The organism is Microbacterium sp. NPDC056234 (assembly GCF_042267585.1).
In the GTDB taxonomy this organism is placed as follows: Bacteria; Actinomycetota; Actinomycetes; order Actinomycetales; family Microbacteriaceae; genus Microbacterium.
The window spans coordinates 506,593-528,368 of sequence record NZ_JBHJTE010000001.1 but is presented as its reverse complement, the minus strand read 5'-3'; the positions used below and the strand labels follow the sequence as shown (position 1 = coordinate 528,368).

The window sequence follows — 21,776 nt, the reverse complement described above, 5'->3', positions numbered from 1 at the left end:
CTTCCTGTGATTCGTGTGGAACGTCGTCGTTCGACGCAGGGTGGTGGGGGAGGTGGCGATCAGCCCTTGACGGAGCCGAGCATCACGCCGGAAACGAAGTAGCGCTGGATGAACGGGTACAGACAGACGATGGGCAGCACCGTGAGCAGCATGGTCACGGCCTGGATGTTCGAGGCGACCTGCGCCGCCTCGCCGGCGACCGCCATCTCGGGAGCGCCCGTGGCGGAGGCGATCAGGTTCCGCAGGTACACGGTGACCGGGAACAGGTCCTTGTCGTCGAGGTACAGGAACGCCCCGAACCACGAGTTCCACATCGCGACGGCGTAGAACAGCGTCATCGTCGCCAGCACGGCCTTCGACAGCGGCAGGACGATGCGGAAGAAGACGCCGTACGTGGACAGCCCGTCGATCTCCGCCGCCTCTTCGAGCTCGGTGGGGAAGTTCTCGAAGAACGACTTCATCACCAGCAGGTTGAATACGCTCAGCGCCCCTGGGACGACGACCGCCCAGATGCTGTTGCGCCACCCGAGCCAGCTCGCGACGAGGATGTAGTTCGGAATCAAGCCGCCGCCGAAGAACATCGTGAACACCGCGATGCCGACGAAGAACGTGCGCCCCTTCAGGTTCGGACGGCTGATCGCATAGGCGTACGTCGTCGTCAGGAACATCGAGATGATCGTCGCGACGACCGTGTAGAGCACGGTGTTGCCGTAGTTGGTCCAGAACAGCTCGTCGCCCATCACCGCCTTGAACGTCTCGAGGTTGAAGCCGACCGGGATGAGGTTCACCTGGCCGGCGGCGATGTAGCCCTCGGAGGAGAAGGCCTTCGCGACGAGGTTGATGAACGGATACAGCGTCACCACGCAGATCAGGATCAGCGCGACCGCGTTCACGACGCGGAACGTGCGGTATCCGACCGACTCCTTGATGATGCCGTGCTCCGGCCTGACCTCGGCGATGTCGGGCTTGGGCGGCAGAACGTCTGCCGCGGGCGTGATTTCGGTCACCATAGCGAGGTACCCACCAATCGACGGGAGATGAAGTTCGCGCCCAGCACGAGCGTGAGGCCGATCACTGCCTCGAAGAGGCCGATCGCAGTGGCGTAGGAGAACTGCGCGGATTGGATGCCGACGCGGTACAGATACGTGGAGATCACATCGGCCGTGGAATAGATGAGCGGGTTCTGCAGGAGCAGCACCTTCTCGAAGCCGACGGCCATGAACGAGCCGATGTTCAGGATGAGCAGCACCATCATCGTGGGACGGATGCCGGGAAGCGTGATGTGCCAGGTCTGCTGCCAGCGGTTCGCGCCGTCGATGCGGGCGGCCTCGTAGAGCTGGTCGTCGATGGTCGTGAGGGCCGCGAGATAGAGGATCGTGCCCCATCCGACCGTCTGCCATGCCTCGGACGACACATATATGGTGCGGAACCATTCCGGTCGCTGCATGAATGGGATGGCATCCCCGCCGAACGCATCGATGATCTGGTTGATCGTGCCGGTCAGCGAGGTCAGCTGCAGCACGAGTCCGGCCACGATCACGATCGACATGAAGTGCGGAAGGTACGAGATCGTCTGCACGATGCGCTTGAACCGGCGTGAGCGCAGCTCGTTCAACATGAGCGCGAGGACGATCGGCAACGGGAAGCAGATCAGCAGCGTGATGGTGCCCAGGATCACGGTGTTCCAGAACACCTGCCAGAACTGCGCGTTGTTGATGAACGCCTCGAAGTAGTAGAAACCGACCCACTCATCGCCGAGGATCGATCCGCCTGGGCGGAATCGGCGGAACGCGATGATGTTGCCGACCATCGGGATGTACCGGAAGATCAGCAGGAACACCAGCGGCAGGACCAGGAACGTGTAGAGGCGCCAGTCGCGGGTCAGCGCCTTGCGCCAGGTGAGGCTGCTGGTGCTCTTGCTCCGTCGCCACCACCGCCGCCCGGTCGTCTCGGTGATGACTGCTCTCGTCTCGGTCATCCGTTCCTCCGCTCCGCGTCGACGGCTTCGGCCGTGACCGGCTCGGCGATCCTGCTCGTGCTCAGCAGCACGCGCGTGGAGTCGACCGGTCGCGTCGGACCCACCAGCTTCAGGGGGAGCGAACGATGCACGTCGGCACTGGAACGCGCCACCTGCAGTTCGACGGCCCCCGGCTCGACGATCCGTTCGCCGCTCAGCCCGGTGAAGGACGTGAGATCGGCGTGCACGGTGAAGGTCACCTGCACGCGATCACCGGGAGCCATCGTGACGCGCTGGAATCCGAGCAGCTGGGAGACCGGCCGGGTGACCTGGGCCGCGACGTCATGCAGGTAGAGCTGGACGACGTCGGAGACGACACGGTCGGATTCGTTCGAGAGATCGAGCGTGAGCGTCACCTCACCGTCGACGGCCCATTCCGTGTCCTCACACGAGACATCGCCCCACGTGAGAGACCCGTAGGACTCGCCGTGCCCGAACGGGAACAGCGGGGTCGGGTCGATGTTCGACGGGGCATCCTTGCGGCCGAGCGGCGGGGCGAGATAGGTCGACGGTTGGGATCCGGCAAGCCGCGGGATGCCGACGGGAAGGTGGCCCGAAGGGTTGGTCGCCCCGGTCAGGACCTCGGCGATCGCCTGGCCGCCGAGCTGGCCGGGGAAGAAGGTCTGCACGATGGCCGCCGCACGGTCGGCGAATGCGCCGAGCGCATACGGTCGCCCCGACAGCACGAGCACGACGGTCGGCGTGCCGGTCGCGAGCACCGCTTCGACGAGCGCGTGCTGCTCACCAGGGAGTCGCAGGTCGGCGGCATCGCAGCCCTCGCCCGACGTGCCCTTGCCGAAGAGCCCTGCCCGGTCGCCCACGGCGACGATCGCGACGTCCGCCTGGCGGGCGGCCGCCACCGCCTCGTCGAAGCCGCCACGTCCCGGCCGCATGACGTCGCAGCCGATCGCGTGCGAGAGCGCCCCGCCGTGTGCACTGGCCAGTGCTGTCCGGACGGTGGAGATGTCGATGCCGACCGGCACATCGGGGTGGCGCACGCCGACGTGCAGGGGGAACGAATAGCAGCCCAGCATCCCGAACGGATCGTCGGCGAGCGGTCCGACGAGTGCGACGCGGGAGGTCGGGGCCAGCGGGAGGATGCCGGAGTCGTTGGCGAGCAGCACCACGCTCTCGCGGGCCAGCCGGAGCGCGGTGTCGCGCTGCTCGGCCGTGTCGAAGGACAGGTCGCCATCGGCATCCGGTGTCCAGTCCTCATCGAGGAGGCCGAGTTCGGCCTTCTGCGTGAGCACACGGACCGCGGCGCGGTCGACGAGCGCTTCATCGATCAGACCGGTGCGCACGGCATCCCGCAGCGGATCGCCGTAGGCGAAGACGGACGGGAGCTCGACATCGATGCCTGCGGCGAGCGCCAGCGCCGCGGCCTCTCCGTCGGTCTCGGCGACGCGATGCAGAGTGCGCAGGAACGCGACGGCGAAGTAGTCCGCGACGACGACGCCGTCGAAGCCCCAGTCATCGCGGAGCAGTTCGGTGAGCACCGAGCGATCCGCTGCGGCCGGTACACCGTCGACCTCCGCGTACGAGTTCATGACCGAACGGGCGCCTCCCTCGCGAAGCGCCGTCAGGAACGGCGGGTGGAAGACATCGGCCATCTCGCGCGGCCCCGCGGACACGGGGGCGTGATTGCGGGCCGCACGGGATCCGGAGTAACCCGCGAAGTGCTTGAGGGTGGCGACGACATCCGCCGATTCGATTCCGCGGACGTAGGCCGCACCGACGGCGCCGATCAGATACGGGTCCTCGCCGATCGTCTCCTCGACGCGCCCCCAGCGGTAGTCGCGCACGACATCGAGAACGGGGGCGAGACCCTGATGGATGCCGGCGGAGCGCAGGGAGGCGCCGATCTGCGCCGCCATCTCCTCGACGAGCACGGGATCGAACGACGCACCCCACGACAGCGGCACGGGGTACGCGGTGGCCTGCCACGCCGCGAAGCCGGCCAGGCACTCCTCGTGGACCTGCGCGGGAATGCCGAAACGATTGGACGCCATGATCCGACGCTGCGCTCGCGCCAGCGACTCGGCTCCCCTGGCCGGCTCGATCGGGTCGGAACCGAACGGGCGGACGAGCTGGCCGAGCCCTTCCTCGATCACGTCGTCGAAGGTGATGCCGGCATCGCTCATCTCGCTCTGGAACGGAGCGACGTCGCCCCCGGAGACGTCGGCGACGACCCAGAGCCCGACGAGCTGGCTCGTCTTCTCGTTCAGGGTCATCTCGGCGACGAGGGCCCGTGCGCGCTGGTCGGCCGGAAGCGTCCGGTCGTGCCAGGCACCGGTCACCCGCGTCATCGGGGATGGATCGATCATGCGTCTCACTTCTTCGTGACTCGAAAGTATCGGTGTGACATTCGAAAGAATGGCTAGGTCCGACCGTAGAGTTTGTTGTCGTCTCCGTCAATCCCCACTTTCTGCCAGGCAGTCCTGGGTGACAAGCGCCTCCTCGTACGACTACGCTTGCCGATAGTTTCGAGGGGACATCATGGTCAAGGCACGCGCAACCATCGCCGACATCGCCGCAGAGGTCGGCGTCTCGGTGCCGACCGTGTCGAAGGTGCTCAACGGCAGAGTCGATGTCGCCGAGGCGACGCGCCTGCGGATCGAGGAGGCGTTGTCGCGCCACGAGTACCGCAAGCCCGTGAGCTCCCGCGCCGCAGGGGTGAAGGCGAGTGGGCCGAGGCTGCTCGATCTCGTGTTCCACGAGGGCGAGAACCTGTGGGCGCAGGAGATCATCAACGGAGTCGAGCGCGTCTGCGGTCCCGAGCGCGTCGGCGTCGTGCTCTCCGGCCTCGGCGGCTCGCACCGCCCTCCGCAGGAATGGATCGACGATGTGATGGCTCGCCGGCCCCTCGGCGTGCTGCTGGTGCTCTCCGGCCTCGACGAGACCCAGCGTCACCAGCTGCACTCGCGGTCGATTCCGTTCGTCGTCCTCGACACACAGGGCAACCCGCCCACCGATGTGCCGACCGTCGGGTCGAACAACTGGAACGGCGGACTCGTCGCGACCCAGCACCTCATCGGGCTGGGTCATCGCCGCATCGGGGTGATCATGGGCCCGTCGGACGTGCTCTGCTCGCGCGCCCGCGTCGACGGGTTCCGCAGCGCGCACGACGAGGCCGGCCTGCCGTGGGATCCGAGCCTCATCCGCTGGGGCGAGTTCGCGGCGGGTTCAGGGTTCCACCATGCGATGGAAGTGCTGGCGCGCCCCGATCGTCCGACAGCGATCTTCGCCGGCTCCGACTACGTCGCGCTCGGCATCGCACGGGCGGCCCGCGAGCACGGACTGCGCATCCCCGAGGATCTCTCGATCGTCGGTTACGACGATCTCCCGATCACGCAGTGGTTGAACCCGCCGCTGACCACCGTCAACCAGCCGCTGCGGGCGATGGGCGGCCTGGCCGCTCAGATGCTGCTCACCCTCGCCGACGGGCGCGCGCCGAGTTCGACGCGCGTCGACCTGATGACCGAACTCGTCGTGCGAGACTCGACGGCGCCACCGGCCACCGTCTGATCCGCCGAGACACCGACCTCTGGGAGCGAAGATGCCCACCGACACCACCGTGTTGCCCACCGCCGCACCCGAGGCGCATGGGCTGCGCCCGACCGACGTGCGCCGCCTGATCGACGAGCTCGAAGCGGGCGGGCTCGACCCGCACGCACTGCTCATCGCCCGCCACGGTCACGTGCTGTTCCGCGGCGCATGGGAGCCGTGGAGCTCCGACGCACCGGCTCTGGTGTACTCGGTCTCGAAGACGTTCACCGCGATCGCCATCGGGTTCCTGGTCGCGGACGGCCTGATCGATGTCGATGCGCCGGTCGACCGCTACCTCGACGAGCCGAACCCGCACGGGATCACCGTCAAGCACCTGCTGACGATGAATACGGGGCACAGCCGCGCGCAGACTCTCGAGTTGCCGTTCTCGGTCCGATCTCTGCTCACGGTTCCCGGTGCGTTCGCGCCCGGTACGCATTTCGCGTACAACTCGCCCGCCAGCTTCGCCCTCTCGGCGATCGTCACTGCGGTCAGCGGCGAGTCCCTCACCGGCTACCTGCGCCCGCGACTCTTCGAGCCGCTGGGCATCGGGCCGCGGTGGTGGATCCCGCTCGACGGCATCGATCAGGGCTTCTCCGGCCTGCACCTGAGCGTCGACGATCTCGCCAGGCTCACGATCTGCCTCGCCGACGGCGGCCGCTTCGCAGGCCGCCAGGTGATCCCCGCTTCCTTCATCGAAGAAGCGGTCGAACCCTGGTCCGACACCCGCGACCCGGCCGATCCGGATGCCGAGACGGGCGACTGGGGACTCGGATACGGGTACCAGATCTGGCGCAGCCGTCTGGGGTACCGGCTCGACGGCGCCTACGGGCAGTTCGGCATCGTCGTGCCGGAGCGCGGCATCGCCATCGCCTACCAGGGCGCATCGACCGAGGCCCATCGCACGCTCGATGCGTTGCTGCGCCTCGTCGACGCGTTCTCGGACTCGACCGTGGAAGCGGAGCATGACGAACTCGGCGCCCAGAGCCTGGACTCCTGGCCGGCGCGCGCACTGCTCGCGCCGACGGATCCGGTTGAGGATGCCGAGGCGTGGGCGCTCGCTGATGCGGACGCCGATCGGTGGCTCTTGACGATCCCGAACGCCGGTACGCTCCAGGTCGATGCCGGCCGATGGCACCGTACGACGCTCGGCAAGGGCGACGCGTCGTTGGTGGTCGCGGCGCGCGGCGAGCGCCGGGCGGACGGATCCGTGCTCGTGCATCTGGTCGTGCCGACGTCTGCGCACCGCGTGATCCTGGTGCGCGGCGACGCCGGTCTGCAGGTGCGGTGGCACACCACGCCGCTGTGGCGGCCGATCATCGGAACGCTCCACGTCCCCGAGTGGGTCGCTCATCGGACTCCGACACCGTGAGGACGAAGTAGGCTCGTCGGGTGCGTCTCGTCATCGCCCGCTGCTCGGTCGACTACACCGGTCGGCTCAATGCCCATCTCCCGCTCGCCACGCGCCTGCTGGTGCACAAGGGCGACGGCAGTCTGCTCGTGCACTCCGACGGCGGCAGCTACAAGCCGCTGAACTGGATGAGCCCCCCGTGCTCCCTGTCCACCGAGGTTCCCGGCGACGAGGAGTCGTCCGCGGGCGTCGTCGAGGTCTGGCGGGTGACCCACAAGAAGACCGGTGACGCCCTGCGGGTGCAGATCTACGAGATCCTGCACGACACGAACCACGACCTCGGCATCGACCCCGGTCTGCAGAAGGACGGCGTCGAAGCCGATCTGCAGCGGCTGCTCGCCGAGCAGGTCGAGCTCATCAGCGAGGGCGCCACCCTGGTGCGGCGCGAGTATCCGACGGCGATCGGCCCTGTCGATCTGATGGTGCGGGATGCCGCGGGTGCGGCGATCGCGGTCGAGATCAAGCGCCGCGGCGACATCGACGGCGTCGAGCAGCTCACCCGATATCTCGAGCTCCTCGGCCGCGACCCTCATCTGTCGCCGATCCAGGGCGTGTTCGCGGCGCAGGAGATCAAGCCCCAGGCGAGGGTGCTCGCCGAGGACCGCGGCATCCGCTGCCTTGTGCTGGACTACGAGGCCATGAAGGGCATCGAGTCGGGCGTCCCCCGCCTGTTCTGACCGCGCGCTCGCCCGGATCGGATGAGTCGGGCGAGCGCCCGAAGCGGCCGGTGGGATGATTTCCGCCGTCGGAGTGCGATCCTCCGCTACCCCGTGGGAGGGGCTCGTGAACACACTGACGGCGATGCGCGATGCTGTCTTCTTCGAGGGGGCGGAGGCAGGCCGACGCTACTCGCGCTTCTGGCTGCTGATCGTGCTGGCGAGCGTCATCGCCGCGGCCGGCGTCGTCGCCGATTCGACGGCGACCGTGATCGGAGCGATGATCGTCGCTCCCCTCATGACCCCGATCCTCGGCGTCGTGCTGGCGACGGTCCTCGGCAGCCGGCGCAATCTCGTCCGGTGCTGGACGCTGGTCGTCCTCGGCGCGCTGTCCGCGGTGGCGATCGGCTACGTCATCGGACTCGTCGTCCCGTCACCGATCATCGCGTTGAACAATTCGCAGGTCGCCGGGCGCATCGCACCGCACCTCATCGACCTGCTCGCCGCTCTCGCGACCGGCGTCGTCGGAGCGGTCGCCCTCGTGCGCAAGGACATCTCGGACACTCTGCCGGGAGTGGCCATCGCCATCTCGCTCGTGCCTCCGCTGAGCGTGGTCGGGTTGACGCTCGAGTCCGGCGCATGGTCGGAGGCCGGTGGTGCGCTGCTGCTGTTCGCGACGAACGTCGCGGCGATCCTCGGCTCCGGCATCATCATCCTCGCCCCGTTCCGCGGTCGCTGGCAGGGCGTCGCCGATGAGGATGCCGTCGGCACGGCGCGCCCGTACCGTTCGCTGATCTCGATCATCGTGTCGCTCGCGATCATCGCGATCCCGCTCGCCACCACCTCAGTCCGGTTCTCGACGGATGCCCTCATGGAGGCGCAGATCCGTCAGGTGGCCGAGCCGTGGGCCGATGAGGCGGAGTGGCAGATCGACGGCCTCTCGGTGAGTGGGGGACAGGCGGAGATCACGCTCACCGGAGCGCCGCCGCTGCCGGATACGGACGAACTGGAGCAGGCCCTGCGCGACGCAGGCGTCGCACCGGACGATGTGGCCATCGAGTTCGTGCCGGCGTACCGGATCGACCTGGGCGACGAACCGGAGCAGTGAGCGCGCGCCTCTAGGCTGGAGGCATGCCCCATTCCCCGTATTCCTGCGTGCTGTGGGACGTCGATGGCACGATCGCCGATGCGACTCCCGGTATCTTCCCGCGGCTCCTGGAAGTGCTGGCGTCCTTCGGCGAACCGGCACCGGATCCGGCGTCGCTGTCGCGCTGGGTGGGCCCGCCGATGTACGAGTCGTTCCAGACGCTCGCCGGTCTGAGCGCCGTTCAGGCCGAGGATGCGCTGACCCGCTACCGCGAGCTCGCCGCGCGCGACGGCTACGCGGCCTCGGTCGACATCTACCCCGGTGTGCCCGACGTCATCCGCGCAGTGGCCGCGGCGGGGATTCCGCAGGCGACCGCGAGCACCAAGCCCGAGAATCAGGTTCGCGCGATTCTGGAGCACAACGACCTGCTCGCCCTCTTCACCGCCATCTCCGGTGCGCGCAGCGGCAGCATCGGGCGCAGCGACAGCAAGGCCGACGTCGTCGGATGGGCGCTGGAGCGCCTGCGGGCCGCAGGAGCCGACACTTCGAAGCCGGTGCTCATCGGCGACCGGCATCACGACGTCGAGGGCGCGGCCGAGTACGGCATCCCGGTCATCTTCGCCGAGTGGGGATTCGGCGAATCATCCGAGGGGGACGCCGCCGCGTTCCGAGCCGTCGACGCCGCCGCGCTGCAGGCTCTGCTGCTGACGAACTGACGGGCCCCCGAAGCACAGAACTCCCCGCCGGTTGCGCGGATCCGCGCCCCGGTCGGGGAGTCCTGCGAAGAATCGCCTCAGAGGGGGCGAATGTTCTCGGCCTGCAGGCCCTTGGGGCCCTGCGCCACATCGAACTCGACGCGCTGGTTCTCGTCGAGCGAGCGGTAGCCGGATGACTCGATGGCGGAGTAGTGCGCGAACACGTCGGCGCCTCCGTCGTCAGGGGAGATGAAGCCGAAGCCCTTCTCCGAGTTGAACCACTTGACCGTGCCCTGGGTGCTCATGTACTGCCGTTCTGCTGGTGTTGACGCCGACGCAGGGGTGCCCCGGCACGGCTAACGCTAGTGGAGCACGGCGCCGTCGGAAACGGGCAGATCGAAGAAGGTAACCCAAATGTTGCATGCGGGTCACGCGGCGAGCGCGGCGGACGGCACCGGAGAAATGGAGTGGCCCTCACCGCGGGGGGAGCGATGAGGGCCAGAAGACGACCGGAGGGTGCGTCGGATACAGCCTAACCCGAAATCAAGATTCTTGTCCCCCATTTGGGGGACAAATCTCGAAATTCGTGGCAAAATGACTCGATAGCGGCCCCCTCGAGTAGCCCATTGGGGACTGAACTACTCGAGGGGACCCAATCGCATGTGCGGATCGCCGGCTCTGGGGAGAACCAACCGTCTTCTGGGGTGAGACGGAGGCGATCGATCCCGGTGCGCATGCGCCTTCACCATAGGGGAGGATGAGCGGCCGCGTCCATGGTCCGAGACCACGGCTCACGGCCCCTGAAGGTCGGGAACGACGCCGTGGGAGTTGCTAACGCCTCATACCCCCGGCGTCAACCCCGTCGACCCCGTCGACCGGGTCGCGCAGAGTGGGTTCTCCGAACGAAGGAGGATGACATGGGCATCGATGACAAGGCGAAGAACGCCGCCGACAAGGTCGCCGGACACGCTAAGGAGGCTGCTGGCAAGGTCACCGACAACGAGAAGCTCGAAGCCGAGGGCCGTGCCCAGCAGGCGAAGGCCGACCTCAAGCAGGCCGGCGAGAACGTCAAGGACGCGGTCAAGGAGTAACCCCGAACGATCAGGGATACGATCATGACCCGTTTCGGGGTCGAGGAAGAGTACTTCTTCCTCGACCCCGACTCTCTCGCCCCTGCCGCAGCGGCCGATCGCGCGAAGCGCACCCTCGCCGATGCCGCACACCCCGGTGCGTTCACCAGCGAGTTCCTCACCTGCCAGCTGGAGTACGCCACCTCGCCGTTGCACACGGTCGGTGAAGCCCGTGCGCAGCTCACGGCCGCACGAACCGCCGCCGCGGAATTCGCCGCAGGAGAGGATTGCATCCTCGGTCCGGTCAGCACGCCGTTCGGTACGGGCGACGCGCACGTGTCGCCGTCGACCCGCTACCGCGAGATCGCTCGCTGGCTCGCGGAGATCGCCGGCGGACACCACGTCTGCGGCTGCCACGTGCACGTCGAGATCGAGGACCCCGAGGAACGGGTCCGCGCGCTGAACCGCCTGCGCCCGTGGCTGCCCGCCCTGTTGTCCCTGGCGGGCAATTCGCCGTTCTGGCATTCGCGCGTCACCGGATTCCGCAGCTGGCGGACGGTGATGATGCGTCGGCTGCCGACCATGGGGTGCCCGCCGATGTTCCGCGATCACGCGCACTACCGTCGCCACCTCGATCAGCTGATCCGCCTGGGCGCGTCCCCCGACGCGGCATCCCTGGCGTGGGCGGCACGGCTGTCGGATCACTACCCGACGGTCGAGGTCCGGGTGTTCGACACGCAGCTGGACCCCGAAGACACGCTGCTCCTGGCCGCGCTGGTGCGAGCGATCCTGGTCGCAGACGATCTCGCCGTGCTCCCTCTGGACACGGATCTCCTCGACGCCACGCTGTGGATGGCCGCACGAGAGGGGCTGAATGCGGCCCTCATCGACCCCGTCACCGGAGAGGCATCCAGCGCGCGGATGCTGATCCAGGACCTGCTGATGCTCGTCCAGCCGCACCTCGAAGAGGCCGGCGACGACGATTTCGTCCGCGAGCGGATGGCCTTCGTGCGCTCCGAGGGCACCGGCGCGGATCGCCAGCTCGCCGCTTTGCACGCAGGCGGAGTGCCCGGCCTCGCCGCCCTGCTGGGCGGGAGGTCCGGGCACTCGTCGCACGCGGCATGAATCACGCGACGGCGTGGATCACTCCGGTGAGGATCAGTGTGATGAGCGTCGTCCAGCCCACGATCGCAATACCCTGCCAGATGAGGATGCGTGCCTTGCCGATGCCGCCGGCGGCGAGCATGGTCGCGGTGAACTGGGTGGGCAGAAGAAGCGGCCCGAGCAGGCTGACCCCTGGGACGCCGTAGCGCTCGAGGGCGCGCTGGAACTTGGCACGGCGGGCCGCCTTGCGCTCGCTCTCCTCCGGCGCACCGTCGACGTGCACCGGAACGGACGTCCCGGATGAGGTCACCGCGACGGCCTCGCGCGCCTGCACCTTCGCCCGGTGCCTGGTCACGACGGCGTTGCGCGCGCCGGCGCTGATGAGGACCAGGATCGCGACGCACACGAAGTTGCCGATGATGGCTGCGATCGCGGCGACCACCGGTGGGATGCCGCCGATGATGCCGATCGCCGCTGCACCCTCTCCCTCGATGAACGGCACAGCACCGGCGGCCGCGATGATGAGCGGCTGAACGAATTCGGGTACCTGGGCGACGAGGTCCTGGAAGGTTTCGATGAGGCTCATGATCTGCTCCTGTCTGAGGGCCGGGGCGGTGGTTCCGCTCGGTATGACATCAGTCCATCGCGTCCGCACGATTCGAGTAAGTGCCGGTCCGTCACTGCTTCCCCGGTACGGTTCACGTCCGATGGGTGACAACTGTCATGGCCGTAGTGTGGAACGCATGGATGCCGGAACCGCCACCAGTGCGCGACGACTCGCACGGGGCATCACCGCGACATGGTGGTACACGGCATCGGCCATCGTCTTCCTCGAGCTCACGCTCGTCCTCATCACCTTCGTCGCCGTCGCGCAGACCAGCGCCGATGTCTGGGCGATCAGCATCGTCCTGGTGACGGGACTGATGTGGTGGGGCGCGACGCTCGTGCTGCTGCTCCAGTACCGGCACCGGGACGATACGGCCGGCACCGGCCCGTGGCGACGCATCGTGCTCCCGCTCGCCATCGCCGTGCTGTACGCAGTCGTCGCCGGCCTGGTGACCGGATTGTGGATCGTCGCCGGGTACGCGATCCTGCAGCCGTTGATGCTGCTGAACTGGCCGCGTGGCGTTCGGGTGCGTCTTGTCGTCGCGGCCACGGTCGCCCTGATCGCACTGTGGATCGTCGATCAGCGCACCGTGACGTTCGATACGGTCGGCCAGTCCAGCTGGTGGGCGCTCGCGGTCTTCGCGATCATGCTCCCCTCGATGTCCGTGCTGTCGCTGTGGTGGTGGGACGTGCTCATCACGCTCGACCGCGCTCGCGCCGCCGAATCGCGCCTCGGCGCCACGCAGGAACGTCTGCGAGTCGCGACGGACGTGCACGACCTGCAGGGGCATCATCTGCAGGTCATCGCGCTGCAGCTGGAACTCGCCGAACGCCTGATGTCGAAGGACGCCGATGCCGCGCTCGAGCAGATCCGGCTCGCGCGAACGAGTGTGGACGAAGCGCGGCAGGGCACCCGCGACCTCGCACTGCAGTTCCGTTCCGTCCCGCTGCGCGACGAGATCGCGAACGCCGTGGATCTGCTGCGCGCGGCAGGCACTCCGGCGGAGTCGATCGTGGATGCCGAGGCCGATGCCGCCCCGGCATCCGTCCTCGGCCCGGTGATCCGGGAGACCACGACCAACGTTCTGCGCCACGGTGGGGGGAAGTGGGCGCGGCTCTCGCTGACGCGCGCCGGCGGCGCGTGGCGGTACGAGATCGCGAACGACGCGGCCGCGTCGACGGTCGAGAGCAACGACGGGTCCGGCCTGGAGGGGATCGCACGACGCGCCGCCGAGACCGGCGGTTCCGTGGAGGTCGACCGTGGACGAGGACAGTTCGCCGTGGTCGTGACCGTCCCGGAGGCGCCGCGATGATCCGTGTGCTGGTGGCCGATGACGAGGCGATGATCCGATCGGCGATCGCGGCGCTGCTCAATCTCGAGGACGACATCGAGGTGGTGGCGGAGTGCGCGAACGGCACCGAGGCCGTCGATGAGGCCGTCCGCCTCACCCCGGACATCTGTCTGCTGGATCTGGAGATGCCAGGTCTCGACGGCGTCGAGGTCGCCGAACGCCTGAGCCGCCTCGTGTCGACGCGGTGCATCGTCGTGACCCGCCATGCCCGACCGGGGGTGCTGCGGCGAGCGCTGGCGTCGGGTGTCTCCGGCTTCCTGCCCAAATCCCGCGGGGCGGATGAGGTCGCCGAGGTGATCCGGCGCGTCGCCGCCGGCGCGCGCTACGTCGACCCCGAAGTCGCCGCCGATGCGCTCAGCGACGAGCGGTCGCCGCTCACCGAACGCGAACTGGACGTCCTCCGCGCCGGACGCCGCGGCGAGACGACGGGGCAGATCGCACGTGCCTTGTCGCTCGCACCAGGGACCGTGCGCAACCACGTGTCGACCGTGCTGGGCAAGCTCCACGTCGCCACTCGTCAGCAAGCGGTCATCCTGGCAGAGGAACGCGGCTGGATCTGACGAAGGTCCGATCCGGGTGCATGAAGCTCGTCCGGATGCATGACGGACACACGGCGGATGCCCCGACGTCCGGGAATCCTTCCGACATCCGTACCCGACGGAGTGTCGGGTTCAGCGGTCCACTACCGCCCGAGCGGATGCTTCCGGTCGCAGGTCGAGCCGGCGCAGCAGCTGTGCGTTCAACGCCACGACGATCGTCGACAGCGACATCAGGATCGCACCGACCGACATCGGCAGCACGAACCCGATCGGCGCGAGCACGCCGGCAGCGAGAGGAACCGACAGGAGGTTGTACCCGGCGGCCCACCCCAGGTTCTGTTTCATCTTGCGGTAGGCGGCGCGGGACAGTTCGATCACCGACAGCACGGACCGAGGATCATCGCTGGCGAGGATGACTCCCGCCGAGGCGATCGCGACATCCGTCCCGGCGCCGATCGCGAGTCCGACGTCGGCCTGCGCAAGTGCCGGTGCGTCGTTGACGCCGTCGCCGACCATCGCGACGCGGCGGCCCTCGCGCTGGAGAGTCTGCACGGTCGCGGCCTTGTCCTCCGGGCGCACGCCGGCGAAGAACCGGTCGACGCCCAGTTCATCGGCGACCGAGCGGGCGACGGCTTCGGCATCCCCCGTGATCATGACGACCTGGATGCCGAGCGCATGCAGCGCCTCCACGGCGTCCCGAGATTCGGGGCGGACCTCGTCGGCGAGTTTCAGTGCGCCGACGACGGCGCCGTCGCGCAGGACGTGCAGGATGATCGCTCCGTCCGCTCGCCAGTCATCCGCGATCGCGAGCTCATCGGCCGCCTCCTCGGTGAGCAGATGGGGTCCGCCGACGCGCACCGTCGAGCCTGACACGGTCGCGGTCACGCCGACGGCGGGGGAGGAGGTGAAATCCGCACTGCTGGGGACGGCGAGTCCTCGGTCGGCGGCGCTGCGGACGATCGCCCGCGCGAGCGGGTGCTCGCTGTCGGCCTCCGCGGCGGCGGCCAGCGCCAGGACCTCATCGGCGTCCTCGCCGTCGACGACCGAGATCTCGCTCACCACGGGCTCGCCCTTGGTGAGCGTTCCGGTCTTGTCGAACAGGACGGTGTCGACTGTGCGCATGCTCTCCAGTGCGAGGCGATCCTTCACGAGCACTCCGCCGCGCGCGGCCCGCTCGGTGGCGATCGAGACCACCAGGGGAATGGCGAGTCCCAGCGCGTGCGGGCAGGCGATCACGAGGACCGTGATCGTGCGGATCACGGCTTCATCCGGCATCCCGACCAGCGTCCAGACGAGAGCCGTGAGGATGCCGGCGCCCAGCGCGAACCAGAACAGCCAGCCGGCTGCCGTGTCGGCGAGGCGCTGCGCGCGCGAGGACGAGTTCTGCGCCTCGGTGACCAGGCGCTGGATGCCGGCGAGGGCGGTGTCATCACCCGTCGCCGTCACCTCGACGCGCAGGCCGGAGTCGGTGGCCACCGTGCCGGCGGTCACGTCGTCACCGACACCGCGCGTGACAGTGCGGGATTCGCCCGTGATCATGGACTCGTCCATCGCCGCCCGACCGTCGACGATGCGGCCATCAGCGGGGATGCTTCCGCCCGGGCGCACGACGACGACATCGCCGACGAAAAGGTCGGTGGGGGAGACCGTCACGATCTCACCGCCCTCGACGCGCTCCGCCTCATCGGGAAGGAGCGCCGCGAGCGAGTCCAGGGCCGAGGTCGTCTGGGCGAGTGAGCGCATCTCGATCCAGTGACCCAGGAGCATGATGACGATCAGCAGCGCGAGTTCCCACCAGAAGTCGAGCTCATGGTGCAGGATGCCGAGGGTCGCGCCCCAGGATGCGAGGAACGCCACCGTGATCGCGAGGCCGATCAGCAGCATCATGCCCGGCGTGCGTGCGCGCAGTTCGCTGACCGCGCCGGTGAGGAACGGGCGGCCGCCCCACATGTACATCACGGTGCCGAGGATCGGCGACACCCAGGTCAGGCCCGGGAGGTCGGGGAGCGAGTATCCCAGGATCATCGCGAACATGCCGGACAGCGCGACGGTCGGAACCGCCAGGACGAGCATGATCCAGAACAGGCGACGGAACTGCCCGACGTGGTCGCCATGGCCGGCGTGGCCGGCGTGGCCGCCGTGGTCCCCATGGCCCGACGGATCGCCCGACTCGTGGTGATCGCCGTGCTCCGCATGCCCGGCGTGGTGCTGGTGCGGATCGTTCATCGATCGTCCTCCTGACATCTCTTCGCCTCAGGCATCCGTCGCCTGGCTGCGGAAGGACCGCAGACGCAGGCTGTTGCCGACGACGAACACGCTGGAGAACGCCATGGCGGCTCCGGCCAGCATGGGGTTGAGCAACCCGAGCGCCGCCAGCGGGATCGCCGCGACGTTGTACGCGAAGGCCCAGAACAGGTTGCCCTTGATCGTGCCGAGTGTGCGGCGCGAGAGCCGGATCGCGTCGGCCGCGCTGCGCAGGTCCCCGCGGACCAGAGTGATGTCGCTGGCCTCGATCGCGACGTCGGTGCCGGTGCCCATCGCGAGACCGAGGTCGGCCTGCGCGAGGGCTGCGGCGTCGTTGACGCCATCGCCGACCATCGCGACGACCTTCCCCTCGGCCTGCAGCCGCGTGACGACATCGACCTTGTCGGCGGGCAGCACTTCGGCGATCACGGTGTCGATCCCGACCTCGGCGGCGATCTGCTCGGCTGCGGCGCGGTTGTCTCCGGTGAGCAGGATCGGCGTGAGGCCGAGGTCCTTCAGCTGGGCGATCGCCTGAGCACTGGTGGGCTTCAGGGCATCCGAGACCACCAGGATGCCGCGGGCCAGACCATCCCAGCCGACGGCGATGGCGGTGCGGCCCTGCCGCTCGGCCTCGCTCTTGGCCGCGGCCAGCTCAGCGGGGAGGGGCTGCGCCCAGTCAGCGAGCAGCGATTCGCGGCCGACGAGCAGGCCGTGCCCCTCGACGACGCCCTGCACGCCCTTGCCCTCGATGTTGGTGAAGCCCTCCGGCGCGGGAAGCGTGCGGAATTCCTGCGTCGCCGCCTTGGCGATGGCCTGCGCGATGGGGTGCTCCGAGGCATCCTCGAGGGCTCCGGCCAGACGCAGCAGGTCGGCGCGATCCACGCCGTCCGCGGGGTGCACGTCGACGAGCGTCATGCTTCCTGTCGTGACGGTGCCGGTCTTGTCGAGCACGATCGTGTCGACGCGGCGGGTCGACTCGAGCACCTCGGGACCCTTGATGAGGATGCCCATCTGCGCACCGCGTCCCGTGCCGACCAGCAGTGCTGTCGGGGTGGCGAGACCGAGCGCGCACGGGCACGCGATGATGAGGACGGCGACGGCGGCGGTGAAGGCCGCGGATGCCGGGAACCCGGCGCCGAGCCAGGCACCCAGTGTCAGCACCGCGATCGCGATGACGATCGGCACGAAGATGCCGGAGACCTTGTCGGCCAGACGCTGCACGTCGGCCTTGCCGGACTGCGCGTCCTCGACGAGCTGCGCCATCTGCGCGAGCTGGGTGTCGGCTCCGACGCGGGTGGTGCGGACGACGAGGCGCCCGCCGGCGTTCACGGTCGCGCCGGTGACGGCATCGCCCTCGCCGACCTCGACCGGCACGGATTCGCCGGTCAGCATCGAAGCGTCGACGGCGGAGGTTCCGGAGACCACGACGCCGTCCGTGGCGATCTTCTCGCCTGGACGCACGATGAACTCGTCGCCGACGGTCAGATCCGCGGTCGGGATGCGGGTCTCGACGCCGCCTCGCAGCACGGCGACGTCCTTCGCGCCGAGCTCGAGCAGCGCGCGCAGCGCCGCTCCGGCCTGACGTTTCGAGCGCTTCTCGAAGTAGCGCCCGGCGAGGATGAACGTCGTCACTCCGGCGCCGACCTCGAGGTAGATGTTCGCGGCACCGTCGCTGGGGGCGACGGTCAACTCGAACGGGTGGGTCATGCCCGGCACGCCGGCGGTGCCGAAGAACAGTGCATACAGCGACCACAGGAACGCGGCGAGCGTACCCATCGAGATGAGCGTGTCCATGGTCGCGGCGCCGTGGCGCAGGTTCATCCAGGCGGCACGGTGGAACGGCCACGCGCCCCACACGATGACCGGAGCGGCGAGCGTGAGCGACAGCCACTGCCAGTAGGGGAACTGCAGGGCGGGGATCATCGCCATCGCGATGACGGGCACGGTGAGGACGGCCGAGACGATCAGGCGGGTGCGCAGCCCGGTCAGCTCGGCATCCGGTGCGTCTTCGTCCTCGGTCGAACCGGTGCCGGCGGGCGGGGCCGGGAGCTCGGCCGTGTAGCCGGTCTTCTCGACCTCGGCGATGAGCAGTGCGGTGTCGAAGCCGGCCGGCGCCGTGACCTTGGCCTTCTCGGTCGCGTAGTTCACGGTGGCGGTCACGCCGTCGAGACGGTTGAGCTTCTTCTCGATGCGCATGGCGCAGGAGGCGCACGTCATGCCGCCGATCTCCAGCTCGACGCTGGCGACGTCGTTCGTGGTGTCGCTCATGGGTGTCTCCTCAGAATCGGTCGAGAGGTGTCAGTGTCCACCGTGGTCGTCGCCGCCGTCGGACCCGTGGTCGGGCGCGGCGTCGGACGCCACGGCATCCAGGACGAACTGCGCCGTGCGTACCTGCCCGTCGACCTGGAAGTCCAGGTAGAGCAGGTAGCGACCGGCGGTCGGGACTCCGGCGGTGAAGGCGACCGCGGGGCCGGCGGTGTCGCCCGGCTCCGGCTCATCTCCGTGGGCGTGGACGTGCAGGTAGGCGAGGTCGCCGTCGCGGAGGGCGACGAGGTGTCCGAATGCGCCCAGGTAGGGCTCGAGCGTCGTGACGGGTTCGCCGTCGCGCGTGACCTCGACCGTGAGATCGCTGTCGGCTCCCGCGACGAGATCGCCGGTGATGGCGACGTCGAAGCCGTCGACCGACGCGGTCGTGATGACCTCGGTCGCCGGGTTCGGCGTCAAAGTGCCGGCGACATCCACGGTGCGCGACAGCGTCGCGGCCGTGCCGTCGGAGACGAAGTCCGTGTAGACGCGGTAGGTGCCTGCGGCATCCCAGGTCCACGGCAGCGACCAGACGCCGGTCGCGGCATCCAGCTCGGGGTGCACGTGACGGTACTGCGTGCCGTCGTTTCGCACCACGATGAGATGCAGCTGCTTGCCGTGGGCCGTCTCGTAGGCGGTCACGGGGTCACCGTCGGCGGTGAGGATGCGGAAGGCGAGTTCCCCGTCGGTGCCCGTGGCCGCCGGGGCGGCGAGGGGTGCGAGGGTGAATCCGGATGCCGAGATCGTCACGCCGGTCACCTCCTGTTCCTTCTGTTCTGTGTCTGCGGGTTCCTGCTGCTCGGCTGCGTGGCCGGGGTCGTCCGCATGGCTCGCCTGGCTCCACGCGGCGACCGCGCTGTCCGGCACGATCGCGCCGGCGGCCAGATAGGCAGCGCCGAACGCGACCACGAGGCCCGCGCCGTAGAGTCCGAGGCGGCCGGCGGTGTTCATCAGGCGCGCACCGCTGCGTATCCGGCCTCGTCGACGGCGGCGATGATGGCCGCGTCGTCCACGGGTGCATCGCTCGTGACGACGAGCTTGCCGTCCGAGGCGCTGACCTCGATGCCGCTGACGCCAGCGACCTGGCCGACCTCTTCGCGCACGGACATCTCGCAGTGGCCGCACGTCATTCCGGTGACCTGGTACTCGGTGGTGCTCATGATGCTTCCTCTCGTCGTGTCGAAAGTACCCGGGAGGGGTATCTGACTGATGCAACCCTATACCCATGGGGGGTATTCCCGTCAAGATCGATCGATCGCGTCATGGCGCGCTGATGAGACACCGGAGGCGCCCATCTGCGACAGGTCCGGCACCCCGTGATCACCCGTGAATCGAGGAAACGGCATTGATCAGCGGCGCGGCGTCCTCGACTTCCGCGTCAGCACGGATCGAGCCGTCGCCGATGCCGGCGGCGGTGGCATGCGCCCGCTCCTGTCCACGCAGACACCGGCACCGGGATACACCGATCGGGGTCGACGGTGAGGACTTCGCGCACGAAAAAGTCCTGAGCCACGACTCGTTCATAAACGAAGTCGCGACTCAGGACCTGTGGTGCGCGAGGGGGGACTTGAACCCCCACGTCCTTGCGAACACTGGCACCTGAAGCCAGCGCGTCTACCTATTCCGCCACTCGCGCGAGTGTCTCGCTCCGAAGAACTCAACTTCCCGAGGATATCACGCGTTCAGAGGGTCGGTGAAACCACGGCCTCTCGTGGCCGATGGGAGCCGCCACGCATGCCGCACGCACCCCCTCGCGGGCCGCACGGCGCCCGACTCGCACGGCCCGCCGCCCTGAGATCCCTGCAAAACCGCGGCACGAAGGCGTTCACCCAGAACACCTGGCTACGATGGCCGTACCAGTCGGCATGCCAGAGGAGCCCAGTGGGACTACTTGACAGCTTTGAGAAGGGTCTCGAGCGCGCTGTGAACAGCGCGTTCGCGAAGACCTTCCGCAGCGGCATCCAGCCGGTGGAGATCGCCTCCGCCCTGCGCCGCGAGGCCGACACCAAGGCCGCGATCGTCAGCCGCGACCGCATCATCGCGCCCAACAACTACCTCGTGCGCCTCAGTCCCGACGACACCGAGCGGATGCAGTCGGTCGGCCGTCCGCTCATCGACGAACTGCTGGCGCTGGTCACCAAGCACGGCAAGACGCAGGGCTACAGCTTCGCCGGTCCGCTGACCATCGCCCTCGAAGCGGATGAGAAGGTGGCCACCGGCACCGTCCGCGTGAACTCCTCGACCATCGAGGGCCGCGTCACCTGGCAGGCCGTCGTCGACGTCGACGGCCGTCGCCACTCGATCGCCCGCTCGCGCACCGTCATCGGCCGCGGCAGCGACGCCGACATCACCATTGCGGATGCCGGATCGAGCCGCCGCCATGCCGAGATCCTCTGGGACGGCGAGCGCGCCATGATGCGCGATCTCGGTTCGACGAACGGCACCAAGGTGAACGGGGAAAAGGTCCGCGAGGCACGCCTCGAGTCGGACACCACGATCTCGATCGGTCGCACGGACCTCGTGTTCCGGATCGTCCCGGTGGCCTCGCCGCAGCGCCGAGACGACGACGCGACGCGCGCCTTCGGGGTGAACCCATGAGCACTCCCAGCGAACTGGTCCTCCTCCTCCTGCGCATCGGGTTCCTCCTCCTGCTGTGGTTCTTCGTGTTCGGCGTCGTCTATTCGCTGCGCGCCGACCTCTTCGGCGTCCGGGCGCGCAAGCTCCCCGCCGAAGCAGCGGCCGCGCCCGCGCCGGCGGCGGCCTCGACCCCCGCGACCACCCCGGCATCCGGCGTCGCGGCGAAGGGTTCGGCGCACGCGGCCAAGCCGGGCGCCCCGGCGACAGCGACCAGTGCCCACCGGCTCGTCATCACCTCCGGCCCGAAGGCCGGTCTCGAGATCCCCCTCGGCAGCGAACCGATGACGATCGGGCGCTCCAGCGAATCCGGCCTGGTCATCCGCGACGACTACACTTCCAGCCATCACGCCCGCCTGATGCTGCGCGGCGGCACGTGGACCATCCAGGACCTCGACTCGACGAACGGCACGTATCTCGACGGCAAGCGACTCTCCGGCGGTCCGGCCGCGATCGGCATCGGCATCCCCGTCAAGGTGGGCGCCACGACCTTCGAACTGCGAGCCTGAGC

Annotated in this window: 20 protein-coding genes and 1 tRNA gene; 11 read left to right on the top strand and 10 right to left on the bottom strand. The window is 68.7% G+C overall.

The features are described from left to right. Window positions 1-59: 59 nt before the first annotated feature. From ACFCYE_RS02605 to ACFCYE_RS02595, 3 genes are read right to left on the bottom strand one after another with little or no spacing between them, the layout of a single operon-like run. On the bottom strand, window positions 60-1,010 hold the full coding sequence (locus ACFCYE_RS02605) for a carbohydrate ABC transporter permease (RefSeq protein WP_376176005.1): 951 nt from the start codon (window positions 1,008-1,010) through the stop codon (window positions 60-62). Continuing rightward, window positions 1,004-1,978 (bottom strand): ABC transporter permease, encoded by a 975-nt coding sequence (locus ACFCYE_RS02600; protein ID WP_376176003.1) that lies wholly within the window; start codon window positions 1,976-1,978, stop codon window positions 1,004-1,006. Before ACFCYE_RS02600 ends, ACFCYE_RS02605 begins: the two co-directional genes overlap by 7 nt. Beyond that, a complete protein-coding gene (locus ACFCYE_RS02595) occupies window positions 1,975-4,341 on the bottom strand; it encodes a glycoside hydrolase family 3 N-terminal domain-containing protein (RefSeq protein WP_376176002.1) in 2,367 nt (788 codons plus the stop codon). The genes ACFCYE_RS02600 and ACFCYE_RS02595 overlap by 4 nt, the downstream gene beginning before the upstream one ends. 172 nt (window positions 4,342-4,513) lie before the next feature. Between ACFCYE_RS02595 and ACFCYE_RS02590 the strand changes: the two genes are divergently transcribed. From ACFCYE_RS02590 to ACFCYE_RS02570, 5 genes are all read left to right on the top strand, one after another. After that, on the top strand, window positions 4,514-5,542 hold the full coding sequence (locus ACFCYE_RS02590) for a LacI family DNA-binding transcriptional regulator (RefSeq protein WP_376176000.1): 1,029 nt from the start codon (window positions 4,514-4,516) through the stop codon (window positions 5,540-5,542). Window positions 5,543-5,573: 31 nt separating this feature from the next. Then, entirely contained in the window at window positions 5,574-6,935 is a 1,362-nt protein-coding gene (locus tag ACFCYE_RS02585; RefSeq protein ID WP_376175998.1) for a serine hydrolase domain-containing protein, read from the top strand. 20 nt (window positions 6,936-6,955) lie between these two features. Further along, window positions 6,956-7,651, top strand: a complete 696-nt coding sequence (gene nucS / locus ACFCYE_RS02580) for an endonuclease NucS (protein WP_376175996.1) — start codon at window positions 6,956-6,958, stop codon at window positions 7,649-7,651. Between the two features lie 124 nt (window positions 7,652-7,775). Then, complete coding sequence (locus ACFCYE_RS02575) at window positions 7,776-8,738, top strand: DUF389 domain-containing protein (protein WP_376175994.1); 963 nt, start codon at window positions 7,776-7,778, stop codon at window positions 8,736-8,738. A 23-nt stretch (window positions 8,739-8,761) separates the two neighbouring features. Further along, window positions 8,762-9,433 (top strand): HAD hydrolase-like protein, encoded by a 672-nt coding sequence (locus tag ACFCYE_RS02570; RefSeq protein ID WP_376175992.1) that lies wholly within the window; start codon window positions 8,762-8,764, stop codon window positions 9,431-9,433. 77 nt (window positions 9,434-9,510) lie between these two features. Here the strand turns inward: ACFCYE_RS02570 and ACFCYE_RS02565 are convergent, their stop codons facing one another. Next, window positions 9,511-9,717 (bottom strand): cold-shock protein, encoded by a 207-nt coding sequence (locus tag ACFCYE_RS02565; protein WP_046014597.1) that lies wholly within the window; start codon window positions 9,715-9,717, stop codon window positions 9,511-9,513. Between the two features lie 612 nt (window positions 9,718-10,329). On the opposite strand from ACFCYE_RS02565, the gene ACFCYE_RS02560 reads away from it, so the two are divergent. Then, complete coding sequence (locus tag ACFCYE_RS02560) at window positions 10,330-10,503, top strand: CsbD family protein (protein ID WP_376175990.1); 174 nt, start codon at window positions 10,330-10,332, stop codon at window positions 10,501-10,503. 24 nt (window positions 10,504-10,527) lie between these two features. Further along, window positions 10,528-11,607 carry a YbdK family carboxylate-amine ligase gene (locus tag ACFCYE_RS02555; protein WP_376175988.1) on the top strand — a complete coding sequence of 360 codons (1,080 nt, stop codon included), beginning with the start codon at window positions 10,528-10,530 and terminating at the stop codon, window positions 11,605-11,607. Between the two features lies 1 nt (window position 11,608). Here ACFCYE_RS02555 and ACFCYE_RS02550 read toward each other — a convergent pair whose 3' ends face one another. After that, entirely contained in the window at window positions 11,609-12,172 is a 564-nt protein-coding gene (locus ACFCYE_RS02550; protein WP_376175986.1) for a small multidrug efflux protein, read from the bottom strand. Window positions 12,173-12,329: 157 nt separating this feature from the next. Between ACFCYE_RS02550 and ACFCYE_RS02545 the strand changes: the two genes are divergently transcribed. After that, window positions 12,330-13,505 (top strand): sensor histidine kinase, encoded by a 1,176-nt coding sequence (locus tag ACFCYE_RS02545; protein ID WP_376175984.1) that lies wholly within the window; start codon window positions 12,330-12,332, stop codon window positions 13,503-13,505. Next, on the top strand, window positions 13,502-14,104 hold the full coding sequence (locus tag ACFCYE_RS02540) for a response regulator (protein WP_376175983.1): 603 nt from the start codon (window positions 13,502-13,504) through the stop codon (window positions 14,102-14,104). The genes ACFCYE_RS02545 and ACFCYE_RS02540 overlap by 4 nt, the downstream gene beginning before the upstream one ends. A 111-nt stretch (window positions 14,105-14,215) precedes the next feature. Here the strand turns inward: ACFCYE_RS02540 and ACFCYE_RS02535 are convergent, their stop codons facing one another. The 5 genes from ACFCYE_RS02535 to ACFCYE_RS02515 all read right to left on the bottom strand — a co-directional run bounded on the left by ACFCYE_RS02535 (window position 14,216) and on the right by ACFCYE_RS02515 (window position 20,267). Beyond that, window positions 14,216-16,309: a heavy metal translocating P-type ATPase gene (locus ACFCYE_RS02535; protein WP_376175981.1), complete on the bottom strand. Its 2,094-nt coding sequence runs from the start codon at window positions 16,307-16,309 to the stop codon at window positions 14,216-14,218. Between the two features lie 27 nt (window positions 16,310-16,336). Further along, window positions 16,337-18,595 (bottom strand): heavy metal translocating P-type ATPase, encoded by a 2,259-nt coding sequence (locus ACFCYE_RS02530; protein ID WP_376175979.1) that lies wholly within the window; start codon window positions 18,593-18,595, stop codon window positions 16,337-16,339. A 30-nt stretch (window positions 18,596-18,625) separates the two neighbouring features. Next, window positions 18,626-19,582, bottom strand: a complete 957-nt coding sequence (locus ACFCYE_RS02525; protein ID WP_376175977.1) for a heavy-metal-associated domain-containing protein — start codon at window positions 19,580-19,582, stop codon at window positions 18,626-18,628. Next, window positions 19,582-19,791, bottom strand: coding sequence for a heavy-metal-associated domain-containing protein (locus ACFCYE_RS02520; protein ID WP_376175976.1), 210 nt, complete (start codon window positions 19,789-19,791; stop codon window positions 19,582-19,584). Before ACFCYE_RS02520 ends, ACFCYE_RS02525 begins: the two co-directional genes overlap by 1 nt. Window positions 19,792-20,180: 389 nt before the next feature. Then, window positions 20,181-20,267 (bottom strand) — tRNA-Leu (locus ACFCYE_RS02515). Between the two features lie 245 nt (window positions 20,268-20,512). On the opposite strand from ACFCYE_RS02515, the gene ACFCYE_RS02510 reads away from it, so the two are divergent. After that, window positions 20,513-21,229 carry an FhaA domain-containing protein gene (locus ACFCYE_RS02510; RefSeq protein ID WP_376175975.1) on the top strand — a complete coding sequence of 239 codons (717 nt, stop codon included), beginning with the start codon at window positions 20,513-20,515 and terminating at the stop codon, window positions 21,227-21,229. Next, window positions 21,226-21,774 (top strand): FHA domain-containing protein, encoded by a 549-nt coding sequence (locus ACFCYE_RS02505; RefSeq protein WP_376175974.1) that lies wholly within the window; start codon window positions 21,226-21,228, stop codon window positions 21,772-21,774. The genes ACFCYE_RS02510 and ACFCYE_RS02505 overlap by 4 nt, the downstream gene beginning before the upstream one ends. The last annotated feature ends 2 nt before the right edge of the window (window positions 21,775-21,776 follow it).